Raw genomic sequence first — 14555 nt, forward strand, 5'->3', positions numbered from 1 at the left:
ATTTCACCGCAACTGATGAAGGGTTGGTTAGGCGCGCTCGAGGAAGGCCTTGTAGCCGCGATAGGCCTCGTAGATATCGGCCTTGTTAGCGACCTCCCACAGGGCGTGCATGGACAGGATGGCAACGCCAGAGTCGATGACGTTCATGCCGTACTTGGCCATGATGTAGGCGATGGTGCCGCCGCCACCTGCGTTGACGCGGCCGAGCTCGCAGGTCTGGAAGTCAACGCCCGCCTCGTCCATGATGTCGCGGATGAGGGCCACATACTCGGCGTCGGCGTCGTTAGAGCCGCCCTTGCCGCGGCTGCCCGTGTACTTGTTAAAGCACAGGCCACGACCCATGAAAGCTGCGTTCTTGGTCTCGAACTTGCCGGCATAGCCCGGGTCGAAGCCGGCGGACACGTCGGAGGAGAGCATGCGGCTGCGGGCGAGCGCGCGGCGCAGGGCCAGCGGGCTATCCTCGCCGGCGAGCGTCATGATCTCGGCGACGGTGTTCTCGAAGAAGCGGCTCGTCATGCCGGTGGCACCCACGGATCCGATCTCCTCCTTGTCGACGATGAGTGTGATGCTCGTGCGCTCCACGTTGGCGACGTTGATCTGGGCGAGCATGGACGGATAGGCGCAGACACGGTCGTCGTGGCCATAGCCCAGAATCATGGAGCGGTCGAGGCCCATGTCACGGGCGGGGCCGGCGGGCACGACCTCGATCTCGGCGGAGAGGAAGTCCTCCTCCTCGACGTCGTACTGCTCCTTGAGGATATCCAGGAACATCTGCTTGACGGGCTCCTTGGGAGCGTCCTTGTCGTCCTCGTCAAACTTGACGGGGCGGCCGCCCACGATCACGTCGAGGATCTCGGCGTCGACGGCGTCCTTGGCGGGCTTGGCCATCTGCTCGCTCGAGAGGTGGATCAGCAGGTCGGAGATGGTAAAGACCGGGTCGTCGGCCTTGTCACCGATGTTGATGTCGACGGTGGTGCCGTCCTTTTTGCAGATGACGCCCACGAGTGCGAGCGGGGAAGCGACCCAGTGGTAGCTCTTGACGCCGCCATAGTAGTGCGTGTCGAGATAAGCCATGTCGCCGGCCTCGAAGGCGGGGTTCTGCTTGAGGTCCAGGCGCGGCGAGTCCACGTGGGCGCCCAGGATGTTAAAGCCCTGCTCGAGCGGGGCGGTGCCCAGGTTGACGAGCATGAGGTCCTTGCCGTGGTTGGCGGCGTACACCTTGTCGCCGGCCTTGAGCGCGCGGCCCTCGGCGATCACGGTCTCCAGATTGACGTAGCCCGCCTCCTCGGCCATCTTGATACCGGCCTTGACGCACAGGCGCTCGGTCTTGTTCTCACTCAAAAACTGCTTGTAGCCGCGGCAAAGCTCCTCGAGCTCCTCGATCTGCTGTGGCGTGTACTTTTTCCATGCGCAGGGACGCTCCATGACGCAGGCTCCTTTCGGATCGATCGTGCTGGTTGATGTACCGTGAGCCATCGTATCACGCGCGGGCCCGCGGCGGCAGGGAAGCCTGATGTGCGGTGGCCGCGGGGCGGGGAGCGTGTAAACTGGTGTGAGCAAACCGTGCCCAGCCCAAAGCGAGGTATTCAATATGTCTGAAAAGCGCCGTACCTTTGCCGTCATCGACGGCAACTCGCTCATGCATCGCGCCTTCCACGCCGTGCCGCCGACCATGAACGCGCCGGACGGTCGCCCCACCAACGCGATCTTTGGTTTTCTGAACATGTTCCTCAAGATGATCGATGCCTTTAATCCCGACGGCGTTGTCGTGGCGTTTGACAAGGGCAAGCCGCGCGTGCGTATGGAGATGCTGCCGCAGTACAAGGCGCAGCGCCCGCCCATGGACCCCGACCTGCACGCGCAGTTCCCCATGATCAAGGAGCTGCTCGGTGCGCTCAATGTGCCGATTCTGCAGTCCGAGGGCTGGGAAGGCGACGATATCCTGGGAACCATGGCGCGCTTGGGTGAGGAGGCCGGCTGCGACATGCTGCTGGTGACCGGTGATCGCGATATGTATCAGCTCGTGACTGAGCACGTCAACGTGGTCTCGACTCGTAAGGGCCTGTCCGACGTGGCGATCATGACGCCCGAGAGCGTGGACGATCTGTATCACGGCATCACGCCGGCGCTCGTGCCCGACTTTTATGGTCTGAAGGGCGACACGTCCGATAACATTCCCGGCGTACCGGGCATCGGCCCCAAAAAGGCGAGCGCGCTCATTGCGCAGTACGGTAGCCTGGACGAGGTCATCGCACACGCCGATGAGGTCAAGGGCAAGATGGGCGAAAACCTGCGTGCGCACATCGACGATGCGCTGCTGAGCCGCAAGGTCGCAACCATTCGCACCGATGCGCCCGTTGAGCTCGATTTTGAGGCGACGTCCTTCCCGGCGTTTTCCGCCGATGAGGTTTCCGCGGCGCTGGGCACGCTTGGTATCACCGCCATGCAGAACCGTTTCTTGGCGCTGATCGGCGGCGAGGGCGGGGCAGCTGCCAGCACGTTTGAGATTCCCGCCGTTTTGCGCGCAGCCGCCGGCGATGCTGGCGCGCTTGGTGCCGTTGCGGCTGAGGTCTCCCGCGTGATTGATGCCGGCGAGTGGGTCGCCGCCGTGGTGGACGATGACAAGGAAGAGGGCGCGCTCTTTGGGCTGACGCGCACGCTGTGGTTGGCGACGTCCAAGGGCCTGTTTGCGCTCGAGGAGGGCGACAGTGGTGCGGCGGCTGAGGTTGAGGGCTTCAACTTCGCCCACGGCGTGATTGCCGGCGTGCTCGCGCGTCTGTTTATGGAAGGCCGTGTGGCGAGCCCGGATATGAAGGCGCTTCTGCATGAGCTTTCGCCCATCGATTCTTCTGAGCTCGAGCTCATGGATCCGCTGGCAGTCGATTCCACGCGCATCTTCGATACCGTTGTTGCCGCCTACCTGTTGGATTCCGACCGCTCCGAGTTTGACGAGGTGTATCTGGCCGATACGTATCTGCAGATGGCGCTGCCTGCGGCGCGCGGCGCAGAGGGTGCTGGCGAGGACGCTCCTGCGCCCGCCGCTCGCACGGCGGCCTTGACGCTGGCGCTGGTTGCACCGCTGCGTGACCGCATGGCCCGCGAGAACGCCGCCAACGTGTTCGATGGGATCGAGATGCCGCTCGTGCCGGTGCTTGCCAAGATGGAGCGCGCGGGCATGCTCGTGGACCCCGACCGCCTGCACAGTCTGTCCGAGGGCCTGGCGACCCAGATTGCCGATGTCGAGCGCAGCATTCGCGACCTGGCCGGCGACGAGACCTTTAACATCGGCAGCCCCATGCAACTCTCGCACGTGCTGTTTGATGTTATGGGACTTCCGACCAAGGGCCTCAAAAAGACCAAGCGCGGCTACTATTCGACCAACGCCAAGGTGCTGAGCGACCTTGCCCGCGACCACGAGATCGTGTGCCTGATTTTGGACTGGCGTGAGAAGTCCAAGATTAAGTCGACCTATCTGGACACGCTGGGCCCGCTGCGCCGTGGTGACGGGCGTGTGCACACCACGTACAACCAGACCATCACCGCGACGGGGCGTTTGTCTTCGAGCGACCCCAATCTGCAAAACATTCCGACGCGCTCGGAGCTGGGGCGTACCGTCAAGACGGCGTTCTCGGCGGGCGAGGGCAGCGTCTTTTTGGCGGTGGACTACTCGCAGATCGAGCTGCGCCTGCTCGCGCATCTTTCGGGTGACGAGCACCTGGTGCGCGCCTTCAACGAGGGCGAGGACTTCCATGCCGAGACGGCCGCGCGCGTATTTGGCGTGCCGGTGTCCGAGGTGACACCCGACCTGCGTAGCCGCGCCAAGGCCGTGAACTTTGGCATCGTGTACGGTCAGCAGGCCTATGGTCTGTCGCAGTCGCTGCACATCTCGATGGCCGAGGCGCGCGATATGATCGATCGCTACTACGAGGCCTACCCGGGCGTGCGCACGTTCCTCGACAATGTGGTGGCGCGAGCCAAGCGGACGGGCTATGCCGAGACCATGTATGGCCGCAGACGCCATATTCCCGAGCTCAAGGCCAAAAACCCACAGCTCCGCGGCTTTGGTGAGCGCACGGCCATGAACCACCCCATGCAGGGCACCGCCGCCGACATCATCAAGATCGCCATGGCCCGCGTAAGCCGTCGCTTGGAAGAAGAAGGCTTTGCCGCCCACATGATCCTGCAGGTACACGACGAACTGGACTTTGAGTGCCCCGTCGATGAAGTCGAGCGCCTCACCGCCATGGTCCGCGACGTCATGGAACACGTAGTAGACCTCCGCGTACCGTTGATCGCCGAAGCCAGCACCGGCATAACCTGGGCCGACGCGAAATAGGGAAGCACTCCGTAAGGCAAGCTCGCCCAAGACGCAAGCCCCCACATACTTAAGATTTGGGACAAACACTACTGATTAATTTGTCCCACAGTAACCAAAACAGAGGGGAGCCCCTTCCAACAAGGGGCTCCCCTCTGCTCAAATCATTTCAGCTAAGTATCTAGACACTCAAGACGCCATCTTGGCGGCAGGAAAGTAAACCTAGGACCTGGCCGGGCGGCGCGGATTAGTTTTTCGTAGATTCCGCACGAGCCGGAAAGCACTTAATGTGCTTGCCGAGCGAGCCCAGGACCTGACCGAACGAAAAACTTACCCGCCTCGCCCGGCCAGGTCCAACGAGTCACGTTACCGAGCCGCCAAGATGGCGTCGATGAGCGTCAGTACGCCCCCGTCGTTGTTGCTCGGAATGCGCCATTTGGCATGCGCGTTCATGTGCTCCTCGGCATTGTCCACGATAAAGCTATGCCCGACGCGCTCCAGCATGGGGATGTCGTTGTACGTATCGCCCACGGCAGCGGCGTCGGCGATATCGATGCCCAGGCGCTCGCAGAGATGTGCTACGCCCGACCCCTTGTCGACGCCCAGGTTCATAAAGTCGATCCACTCGCGGCCAGCATTGGTGACATAGAGTCGGTCCGAGAATGCCGGGCTGTAGTCCTCGCGAAACGCTGGCTCGGCATCGTAGGCGGGGAAGAAGATCGAAATCTTGTTAGACTCGATGTCAATGCCCTCAAAGCTATCGACGTAGTTGATCGTGTTGTAGTAGACGCTGATCTCGTCGTGGTATTGATGATCGCGGGCAAGTACATAGAACTCGTCGAAGCAGCACAGGACGGGGACAGCGCGCGAATCCTCCGAGGCGCGGCTCAAGACCTGCTGATACAGCGCCACGTCGATAGTGCTCTTATAGATATAGTTGCCGCGGTAGATAACGCACGCGCCGTTATCGGGGCAAAAAGCGATGCGGCTCTTGATGTCCTCAAACATCTCCTCGAGTTTGGGGGCGGGGCGTCCGCTGGCGGGGCAGAACACGATGCCAGCCTCGGCGAGCTTGTCCAGGCGCTCGTCGAGGCCCTGAGGCAGCACGCGCTCGTCGGTCAGTAACGTCTTGTCCATATCGACAGCGAGAATCTTAATGTTGCCGATGTTGGCGTCTGATTCGTAAGTCTGCATAAAACGCGCCTTTCGGTTTCCAGAATGTTTCGGGTGATTGACCCTCTACTTGATAGTCGGGCGTATTTTCGCAGGATTGGCGCATATTTGCATCATCATTCACAAAGTAATGAAAAAACTTTTCAGAAATTTGAATTTGTCGCTTGTACAGCAGGCACTTTAGCGTAATATAGCGACCATCGAAAACGGAGACGGAAAAACAACCGCTTACCGAGGAAAAGGTACCGTTTACGATATTAGAATTGCGCCCGGCGATAGGTGAAAGGAGAGGCAGATGCAGTTCGTAAAGATTATCACTACTGCAGACAATGCCATCCGACGCCAGCGCGCAATTTCCCGACGACGATAACAATCGTCTCTGTCCGCATGGGGCTAAATGCCCCAACAGAGTCATTTTGAGGTCGTTGGGTTTTAGCACGACATTGCTGCATGTTTCTAGGGCATGCTGTGCTGCTTTTTGCTATTTAACCTGATATTGCACGGTTTTTTGACCTCGAAATGACTTGCAACTGACCGATGTTCTAACTAGCTACCAAGGGCGAAAGGAAACAGCCATGAGCAAGGAAAAAGTCGTTCTCGCATATTCCGGTGGTCTTGATACATCCGTATGTGTCAAGTGGCTCCAGGACGAGAAGAATCTCGATGTCGTTTGCGTCTGCGGCAACGTGGGCCAGGAGGAGACCGGCTTGGATGCCAAGAAGCAGAAGGCGCTTGACCTGGGCGTTCTCGATTGCCAGGTGCTCGACCTGCGCGACGAGTTCTCCGATGAGTTCCTGACTAAGGCCATCGCCGCAAACTCCATGTACGAGAACAAGTACCCGCTGCTCTCCGCGCTGTCTCGCCCGCTGCTCGCCAAGAAGCTTGTCGAGGTCGCTCACGAGTTTGGCGCGACCTACGTCGCCCACGGCTGCACCGGCAAGGGTAACGACCAGGTTCGTTTTGAGGCTGCCGTCAAGGCCCTCGACCCCGAGCTTAAGGTTATCGCCCCGGTTCGCGAGTGGGATCTGAAGTGCCGTCCCGATGAGGTTGCCTATGCTCACGCCCACAACGTGCCGGTTCCCGAGGGCGCCAACGACAACCCCTACTCCATCGACGACAACCTGTGGGGTCGCGCCATTGAGTGCGGTCACCTGGAGGATCCCTGGAACGAGCCGCTCGATGACGCCTGGGTTATGACCAAGAACCCCGAGGACGCGCCCGACACCCCGACGTATGCCGAGATTGAGTTTGAGGCCGGCAAGCCCGTCGCCGTCGACGGCAAGAAGATGAAGCTCTCCGAGATCGTCATCGCCCTCAACAAGATCTCTGGTGACAACGGCTTTGGCCGTCTCGACCTGGTCGAGGATCGTCTGGTGGGCCTCAAGAGCCGTGAGTGCTATGAGGTTCCCGGCGCCCTGACGCTCATCACCGCCCACAAGGCACTTGAGGACATTTGCGTCGAGGGCGACCTGCTCAAGACCAAGATTAAGCTCGAGCAGGATTGGGCCACCGCCGTGTACAACGGCCAGTGGTACAGCCCGCTCAAGAACGCGCTCGATGCCTTTATGGCCGATACCCAGAAGTTCGTGACCGGTACCGTCCGTCTGAAGTTCTTTAAGGGCAACTGCCATGTCGTCGGTCGCAAGAGCCCGTTTAGCCTGTATGACTACGGTCTGGCTACCTACGACCGCGACACCACGTTTGACGAGAAGGCCAGCGCCGGCTTTATCGAGATCGATACGCTGTCGCTCAAGACGTGGGCAAAGGTCCAGGGTCCCAGCTCCGCTGCCGCCCAGGCCTAGCGCCTCCTTCCCTTGGTATCCGCGCGGCCCATCCGCGTGATACATAACGGGCGCACGGGGTCCCTACCTTTCGTTATGCTTGCTGACACTTCTTAACATCGGTGGCCCCTACGTTCCGCCCGCATAAATGATGCCGCGTCTACGGCTGAGTCCGAGCCCCGCCGGGGTTGTCCGGCGGGGCTCCTTATATCAATTTGGCGGCTCTGTGCCTATATATATGAGGAGTATCCATTATGTTCAACGCTATCGCGCATGCCTTGCTTGCCCTCGCGCCCGAGTTCGATGCTGCAAAGGTCGAGGATGTTCCTATGAGCCTGAAGGCCTGGATCGATGGTTCGCAAGGCAACATCCGGAGGGAGACGTTGGGCGCCAAGTGCATGGCGCGTCACTTCTTTGCAAATTAGCTATATGGCCTCGCACATGGTGGGGAATATGCAAAACTAGCGGTTGAGAAATCGCTTTAGCGACAGGGCGCATTGCTTTGGGCGCTTGTTTTGGGATTTGATGAAAGGGGACGGTTCCATGGCTCTTTGGGGCGGTCGTTTTGAGGCAGGCGTGGCCGAGGTCACGCAGGAGTTTGGCGCGTCGTTGCCGGTTGACAAACATCTCTATAAGCAGGATATCGCCGGATCTAAGGCACATGCCAAGATGCTGGCGGCCCAGGGCATTATCAGCGCCGAGGACGAGCAGGCGATTGCCGAGGGCCTGACCGGAATCGAACAGGATATCGATGCCGGCAACTTCACCTTTGATATCAACGACGAGGACATTCATATGTCCATCGAAAGCGAGCTGACGCGTCGTATCGGCGAGGCTGGCAAGCGCTTGCATACTGGGCGTTCGCGCAACGACCAGGTGGCGACCGATACGCGCCTGGGCGTCAAGGCGCTGGCCAAGGAGCTCATGGAGGCCAATCTTGAGCTGCGCCATGTGCTGGTGGATGCGGCCAAGAAGTACGACAAGGTGATTCTTCCGGGCTACACGCATATGCAGCACGCTCAGCCCGTGCTGCTCTCGCATCATCTGCTGGCGTATTCCTGGATGTTCGCGCGCGACTTTACGCGCCTGAAGGCCGCCTTTGATGCCGCTGACAACTGCCCGCTGGGTGCTGCCGCGCTTGCCGGTACGAGCTATCCGCTCGATCGCCAGATGACGGCTGCCGAACTTGGCTTTGCGGGCGTGATTCCCAACTCGCTCGATGCGGTTTCCGACCGTGATTTCCTGCTCGATCTGCATTACGCCGGATCCGTCATGGCGATGCACCTGTCGCGTCTTTCCGAGGAGATCGTGCTGTGGTCGAGCTCCGAATTTGGCTTTATCACGCTTTCAGACTCCTACTCCACCGGCTCGTCTATCATGCCGCAGAAGAAGAATCCCGACTTTGCCGAGCTTATCCGCGGTAAGAGCGGTCGCGTGTACGGCAACCTGGTGCAGCTGCTGGTAACCATGAAGGGCCTGCCGCTCGCTTATAACAAGGACTTGCAGGAGGACAAGGAGGGCGCGCTCGATACCGCTCACACGCTCATGCAGTGCCTGTCCGTTATGGCCGGAATGATTTCGACCTGGACCGTCAACGAGGATGCCATGGCGCGCGAGTGCGGCGTGGGGCACCTTGCCGCCACCGATGTTGCCGATTACCTGGCAAAGCGCGGTCTACCGTTCCGCGAGGCACATGCCGTGGTGGGGCACCTGGTCCTGATGTGTGAGAAGCGCGGCTGCAATCTTGAGGACCTGCCGTTTGAGGTGTTCCAGGAGGCAAGCCCGCTCTTTGAGCGCGATATTACCGAGGCGCTCGATATCCCGTCGATTGTCGCCGCGCGCACGACCGAGGGTGGTACCGCCCCTGCTGCCGTTGCCGTGCAGTTGGGAAGCGCCGAGGCGCAGCTCGCGGCCGATGAGGGTGTGTTTGGCTCGTTATCCAAGGTCGTCGAGATGGGCCACGGAGCTAATTAGCTTATTGGATGCGTCTGTCTGGTGTGTTCATCATATTTTGCCTTTACGGGTGCCCGCTATGGTGGGCACCCGTTTTGTTATAGAGAAGGAAGGAGCTTGTCGAGAACTTCTGTAGGACATTTGCGCAGGTTGTGAAGGGGGTGCGTTCACGGGCGACAATCGACCGCCCGTTCTGTTCGTTGCAGTTGAAAGTGGGACGGATGGTACTCTAGTCGGGCTTCGAAACAGAAGTGACACATATGGAGCGCTTTAATAAATAATAACGCTTCAATAAACGGCTTTTTGTTTAACTGCAGCTAGAACTCTGTTACGATGCAGTCCAGGCGGGTGCCGGAATGGGACTTGGGCACGCGCGAACCTACTTGAAAGGCTACCTTATGGCTATCGAGAAGACCTTCATCATGATTAAGCCCGACGCCGTGCGCGATCGCAAGATCGGCGAGATCGTTGCTCGCATTGAGCGCAGCGGCCTTGTTATCGAGCGCATGGAGATGACCACGCTCGAGCGCGCTACCGTCGAGGAGCACTACGCCCATCTGGCCGACAAGCCCTTCTTTGGCGGTCTCTGCGACTTTATGACGAGCGGTCCGGTCGTCAAGATGGTCGTTTCCGGCCTCTCCGCTGTCTCCAAGATGCGCACCCTTATGGGCGCCACCAACCCGCTTGATGCTGCCCCCGGCACCATTCGCGGCGACTTTGCTGTCGATGTCAACGCCAACGTGATCCACGGCTCCGACTGCCTGGAGAACGCCGAGATCGAGATCAAGCGCTTTTTTGGCTAAACCAGCTTTGACTCCTTAAAGCTGTTAGCGTGTGGCTTGGGCGCCGCGGAACTTCATCCGCGGCGCCCTTTTTATTCCAGTAGACTTTTGGTAAACCCCCACAAATCTACTAAAGAGCCCCCGTCCGGATGTTTCTTCCGGGCGGGGGCTGGCGTTAGCGTCGTATGGCTTTGTGAATCTTTAGGCCTCGTCGACGATCTTAAGGCCGCGCGTGTGGTCGATCTCGTTGAGGAGGTTAACGCGACGCTCGTGACGGCCGCCCTCAAACTCGGCGTCGAGCCACTCGTCGACGATCATCTTGGCGAGCTCGGAGCCAACGACGCGGGCGCCAAAGGCGAGCACGTTGGTGTTGTTGTGCATGCGCGAGAGCTTGGCGCTGAAGGGCTCGGAGCACACGACGGCGCGTACGCCCTCGACCTTGTTGGCAGCCAGGCTGATCCCGACGCCGGTGCCGCAGATCAGGATACCCAGGTCAACGTCGCCGTTGGCAACGGCCTTGCCCACTTTGTAACCGGCGATGGGGTAGTCGAAGCTCTCGGAGGTGTCGGTGCCAAAGTTCACGACCTCGCAGCCGCGCTCCTTCAGGTGCTCGGAAATGATGTTCTTGAGCTCGACGGCGGCGTGGTCGTTACCGATACCGATCTTCATGGATGGTTCCTCTCTGGTCTGTGCGGCGCAAATGCTAAAGGTGTTTACCGCGTTCGACTGCATGATAGCGCGACTTTTGCGTAAACGCTCGGGCGTTTTTTGGTCAAACGCTTTAGCAGGCAACAAGACCGGCCTCTCATGAATAATGCCGCCAATTTGTGCTTGAGCGCCGTCCGCCGGAACCGTGGTTGCGGTTTTTGATGCATTGTTATCAAATAAAGGAGCCAACTTTTTGAGAGTCCAGCCCGTTATGCAAGCAGGAGATACCTATGCCTACCGATTCCATCCGTGATGCCGCGTTTTGCGATGTTTTGAACCGCGAGCTTGTCTGTGCGCTCGGCTGCACCGAGCCTATTGCCGTTGCCTATGCAGCGGCGCTGGCGAGCCAGACGCTCGGTTGCGAACCCGATCATATGGACGTTGCCTGCTCGGGCAACATCATCAAGAACGTTAAGAGCGTGACCGTGCCCAACTCGGGCGGCATGCACGGTATTGAAGCCGCGGCCGTGCTGGGTGCCGTGGGCGGCGACGCCAAGAGCGCGCTCGAGGTGCTCGAGACCGTTAACGACGAAGATCGTGCTCGCGTGGCCGAGCTCCTCGCCGATGCCGGTTACTGCGGTGTATCGCTTGTCGAGGGTGTGCCCAACCTCTACATCAAGGTGACTGCCACGGCCGGGGGCCATACCGCGGTCGTCGAGATTACCGACCACCACACCAATGTCACGTGCCATACGCTCGACGGTATTCCGGTGTGCGGCAAGTCGGCGGGGGAGTGTGCCGCCTGCGCCGAGCGCGTGGTGGCCGAGCGGGCGGCAGATAATGCCGACACGCCCATGTCGATTGAGTCCATTGTCGACTTTATCGAGGACGGCGACATTGAGGGCGCTCGCGCTGCCGTTGAGCGTCAGATCGAGCTGAACGGCGCGATCAGCGCCGAGGGTCTGGCGCACGCTTGGGGTGCCGAGGTGGGTCGTACGCTGCTGGGTGCTCGCGCCGATGACGTTGCCTGCCGTGCCCGTGCCCGTGCCGCCGCCGGGTCCGACGCCCGCATGAACGGCTGCGCGCTGCCGGTCGCCATTGTGTGTGGCTCGGGCAACCAGGGCATTACCTGCGCACTGCCCGTTATGGAGTATGCCGAGTACCTGCGCTGCGACCACGACCGCCTGGTGCGCGCCGTGATGCTGTCCGATCTTATCGCCGTGCATATCAAGAGCTATATTGGTGCGCTCTCGGCGTTTTGCGGTGCTATTTGCGCTGCGTGCGGTGCCGGTGCTGCGATTACCTGGCTGTGCGGTGGCACGCGCGAGCAGATTGGCGCGACGGTTTCGAACACGCTCGGTAACGTTGGCGGCATCGTGTGCGATGGCGCCAAGGCGAGCTGTGCCGCCAAGATCTCGGCTGCCGTCGATGCAGCGATCCTGGGCCATGATATGGCCATGCAGGGTCGCGGCTTCCGCGCCGGCGAGGGCCTGATCCAAGATACCGTTGAGCAGACAATCGCCAGTATGGGCTACGTAGGCCGCGTGGGCATGAAGGACACCGACGTCGAGATCCTCAACATCATGATCGGCAAGACTCGAGTCTGTTAGGACAACTCTTCCGCTACTTGGTGTTCGTAGAAGGCTTCTACTACGGCGTTAAAGTCGCGGGCGAAGCCTTCCATGGTTCCGCGCCAGGTGACTCGGTTGGGCTTGCCCTGGCCTACATAGGCAGTCTGAATGCCGCAGGCGGGGCTAGGGAAGTCGCGTTTGGGATCGTTGCCCACCATAAGGACCTCGTGCGGTTCGAGCCCCATCACCTGAAGCTGCTCTAGATAGTAGGTGGCATCAGGCTTGCAGCGGGTGGCGTTTCCCATGTGCGTGACGAGCTCAAAGGGGGCGTCGGCCAGGTCGCCCCAACCCATGCGGCACTCGATGGCCCCCTGCGGAAAGCTGGGGTTGGTAAAGAGCGCGCAGCGCAGCCCTGCGTCCTGTACGGCCTGGAGCGCGGCGTGTGCGCCCGGCATGGCATGGGCGTTGATGAGTTCGTCATTCTTGTACGGAAGAACTTCGCGGTCGTAGTAGGTAAACGCCTCGTAGATGAGGGGATCGGAGAGGCAAATCCCGCATCGGCGCTTGACCTCTTCTTGGTAAAACTCAAGATTGGTGCGGTTGTCCGTGCCGCTGCGGCGATTGGCGTTGAGGTCGACCAGGATGGTGCCGAGGCGTGCCATCGTGCCCCCGCGGCTGCGACGTCCGATATCCGCGAGCATCGATGAGACATCCTTAAAATAGCGAAGGATGAACGCATTGAGGTTAATGCTAAGAAGCGTCTCGTCCATATCGAAAACGACTGCTTTGAGCACGCGGGCACCTTTCTCGAAAAATCGTTCCAGAATCGTATGTCTGGGATACTTTACCCCAAAGCAGTATGCTTCACTGCTTATCGTCAACTTGTGGAGACAGTCGTTCACAAGATTGCGAAAAAGTCTCCATACGAGTAAAAAATCGCAGTTCACGCTTGAAATCGAAGTGATTTCCCCGTAATCTATACGAACGTGATTGCATAAGCGTCACATCAGTATCTGTCGGCTCCCGAGTGTTCCTAAACGTTGTGTGCTTGTCGCACCCTTCTGTAGGTCCTAGCAATCGGGGCCCCGTAGTTCGAAAGGGGTCCACCTTTGAGTGAGATTCAGAACTCGTCCATTTTCTCTCTTGACGATGTCAACGAGGAGGAGATGAACAACCTCATCGACGGTACGATTACCGACTTTGATGAGGGCGATCTCGTTAACGGCACTGTCGTTAAGATCGAGCATGACGAGGTGCTCGTTGACATCGGATTTAAGTCCGAGGGCGTTATCCCGGTCCGCGAGCTGTCCATCCGCAAGGACGCTAACCCTGCAGACATCGTTGCACTCGGTGATCCCATCGAGGCCCTCGTTCTCCAGAAGGAGGACAAGGACGGTCGTCTGGTCCTGTCCAAGAAGCGTGCCGAGTACGAGCGTGCTTGGAACCGCATCGAGGAGAAGTTCAACTCCGGCGAGAACGTCGAGGGCGAGGTTATCGAGGTTGTCAAGGGCGGCCTGATCCTCGACATCGGCCTGCGTGGCTTCCTGCCCGCTTCCCTCGTCGACCTCCGTCGCGTCAAGGACCTCACCTCTTACATGGGCACCCGCATCGAGGCCCGCGTCATCGAGATGGACCGCAACCGCAACAACGTCGTCCTCTCCCGTCGCGTCGTGCTCGAGGAGTCCCGTAAGGCCGAGCGCTCCGAGATCCTGTCCAAGCTCAAGTCTGGCATGCGTCTCCAGGGCACCGTTTCCTCCATCGTCGACTTCGGCGCCTTCGTCGACCTCGGCGGTATCGACGGCCTCATCCACATCTCCGAGCTCTCCTGGAACCACGTCAACCATCCTTCCGAGGTTGTCAAGGTCGGCCAGGAGGTCGAGGTCGAGGTTCTCGACGTCGATCTCAACCGCGAGCGCATCTCCCTGGGTCTCAAGCAGACCACCGAGGATCCGTGGCGCGCACTGGTCAAGAAGTACCCCGTCGGCGCTATCGTCGAGGGCACTGTGACCAAGCTTGTCCCGTTCGGCGCTTTCGTCGATCTGGGCGAGGGCATCGAGGGCCTGGTGCACATCTCCGAGATGGCCAACAAGCACGTCGATCAGCCTTCTCAGGTCACCCATGTGGGCGACAAGGTTCAGGTCAAGGTCATGGAAATCGACCTCGACCGTCGTCGTATCTCCCTGTCCATGAAGTCTGCTGCTGAGACTCTGGGCGTCGAGATCGAGGTTACCCCGCTGCCTTCCGAGAAGAAGGACGAGGAGACCGACGCCGAGTAAATCGGTTTGACGATCACTTGTTTTAAGGGATCCGTCCGTAATGGACGGGTCCCTTT

The 14555-nt window shown here is 59.8% G+C and carries 11 protein-coding genes; 7 read left to right on the forward strand and 4 right to left on the reverse strand.

The window, feature by feature from the left end; all coding sequences use genetic code 11:
* Positions 1 to 27: 27 nt before the first annotated feature.
* Positions 28 to 1425 (reverse strand): aminopeptidase, encoded by a 1398-nt coding sequence (locus tag DW211_RS02210; RefSeq protein WP_118258958.1) that lies wholly within the window; start codon positions 1423 to 1425, stop codon positions 28 to 30.
* Between the two features lie 166 nt (positions 1426 to 1591).
* On the opposite strand from DW211_RS02210, the gene polA reads away from it, so the two are divergent.
* Positions 1592 to 4336 (forward strand): DNA polymerase I, encoded by a 2745-nt coding sequence (gene polA, locus DW211_RS02215; protein WP_118258959.1) that lies wholly within the window; start codon positions 1592 to 1594, stop codon positions 4334 to 4336.
* Between the two features lie 345 nt (positions 4337 to 4681).
* Here polA and DW211_RS02220 read toward each other — a convergent pair whose 3' ends face one another.
* Positions 4682 to 5509, reverse strand: coding sequence for a Cof-type HAD-IIB family hydrolase (locus DW211_RS02220; protein WP_117629407.1), 828 nt, complete (start codon positions 5507 to 5509; stop codon positions 4682 to 4684).
* 554 nt (positions 5510 to 6063) lie between these two features.
* Between DW211_RS02220 and DW211_RS02225 the strand changes: the two genes are divergently transcribed.
* From DW211_RS02225 to ndk, 4 genes are all read left to right on the forward strand, one after another.
* The gene (locus DW211_RS02225) at positions 6064 to 7290 is read left to right on the forward strand and encodes an argininosuccinate synthase (protein WP_118258961.1); all 1227 of its coding nucleotides are present in this window, start codon (positions 6064 to 6066) and stop codon (positions 7288 to 7290) included.
* A 233-nt stretch (positions 7291 to 7523) separates the two neighbouring features.
* Positions 7524 to 7694 (forward strand): hypothetical protein, encoded by a 171-nt coding sequence (locus DW211_RS10090; protein ID WP_156058436.1) that lies wholly within the window; start codon positions 7524 to 7526, stop codon positions 7692 to 7694.
* 118 nt (positions 7695 to 7812) lie between these two features.
* The gene (argH, locus tag DW211_RS02230; RefSeq protein WP_117655127.1) at positions 7813 to 9243 is read left to right on the forward strand and encodes an argininosuccinate lyase; all 1431 of its coding nucleotides are present in this window, start codon (positions 7813 to 7815) and stop codon (positions 9241 to 9243) included.
* A gap of 377 nt (positions 9244 to 9620) precedes the next feature.
* Positions 9621 to 10025 (forward strand): nucleoside-diphosphate kinase, encoded by a 405-nt coding sequence (gene ndk / locus DW211_RS02235; protein ID WP_055251725.1) that lies wholly within the window; start codon positions 9621 to 9623, stop codon positions 10023 to 10025.
* A gap of 180 nt (positions 10026 to 10205) precedes the next feature.
* On the opposite strand, the gene rpiB is transcribed toward ndk, so the two are convergent.
* A complete protein-coding gene (rpiB, locus tag DW211_RS02240) occupies positions 10206 to 10673 on the reverse strand; it encodes a ribose 5-phosphate isomerase B (RefSeq protein WP_035138007.1) in 468 nt (155 codons plus the stop codon).
* A 269-nt stretch (positions 10674 to 10942) separates the two neighbouring features.
* Here rpiB and DW211_RS02245 point away from each other — a divergent pair, with 269 nt between their 5' ends.
* Positions 10943 to 12262: a serine dehydratase subunit alpha family protein gene (locus DW211_RS02245; protein ID WP_118258963.1), complete on the forward strand. Its 1320-nt coding sequence runs from the start codon at positions 10943 to 10945 to the stop codon at positions 12260 to 12262.
* Here DW211_RS02245 and DW211_RS02250 read toward each other — a convergent pair.
* Positions 12259 to 13017: an HAD family hydrolase gene (locus DW211_RS02250; protein ID WP_118258965.1), complete on the reverse strand. Its 759-nt coding sequence runs from the start codon at positions 13015 to 13017 to the stop codon at positions 12259 to 12261. The two genes, DW211_RS02245 and DW211_RS02250, sit on opposite strands and share 4 nt — an antisense overlap.
* A gap of 315 nt (positions 13018 to 13332) precedes the next feature.
* Here DW211_RS02250 and rpsA point away from each other — a divergent pair, with 315 nt between their 5' ends.
* Positions 13333 to 14499, forward strand: coding sequence for a 30S ribosomal protein S1 (gene rpsA / locus DW211_RS02255; RefSeq protein WP_022095232.1), 1167 nt, complete (start codon positions 13333 to 13335; stop codon positions 14497 to 14499).
* The last annotated feature ends 56 nt before the right edge of the window (positions 14500 to 14555 follow it).

It is taken from the genome of Collinsella sp. AM18-10 (assembly GCF_003471585.1).
Classification (GTDB): Bacteria; Actinomycetota; Coriobacteriia; order Coriobacteriales; family Coriobacteriaceae; genus Collinsella.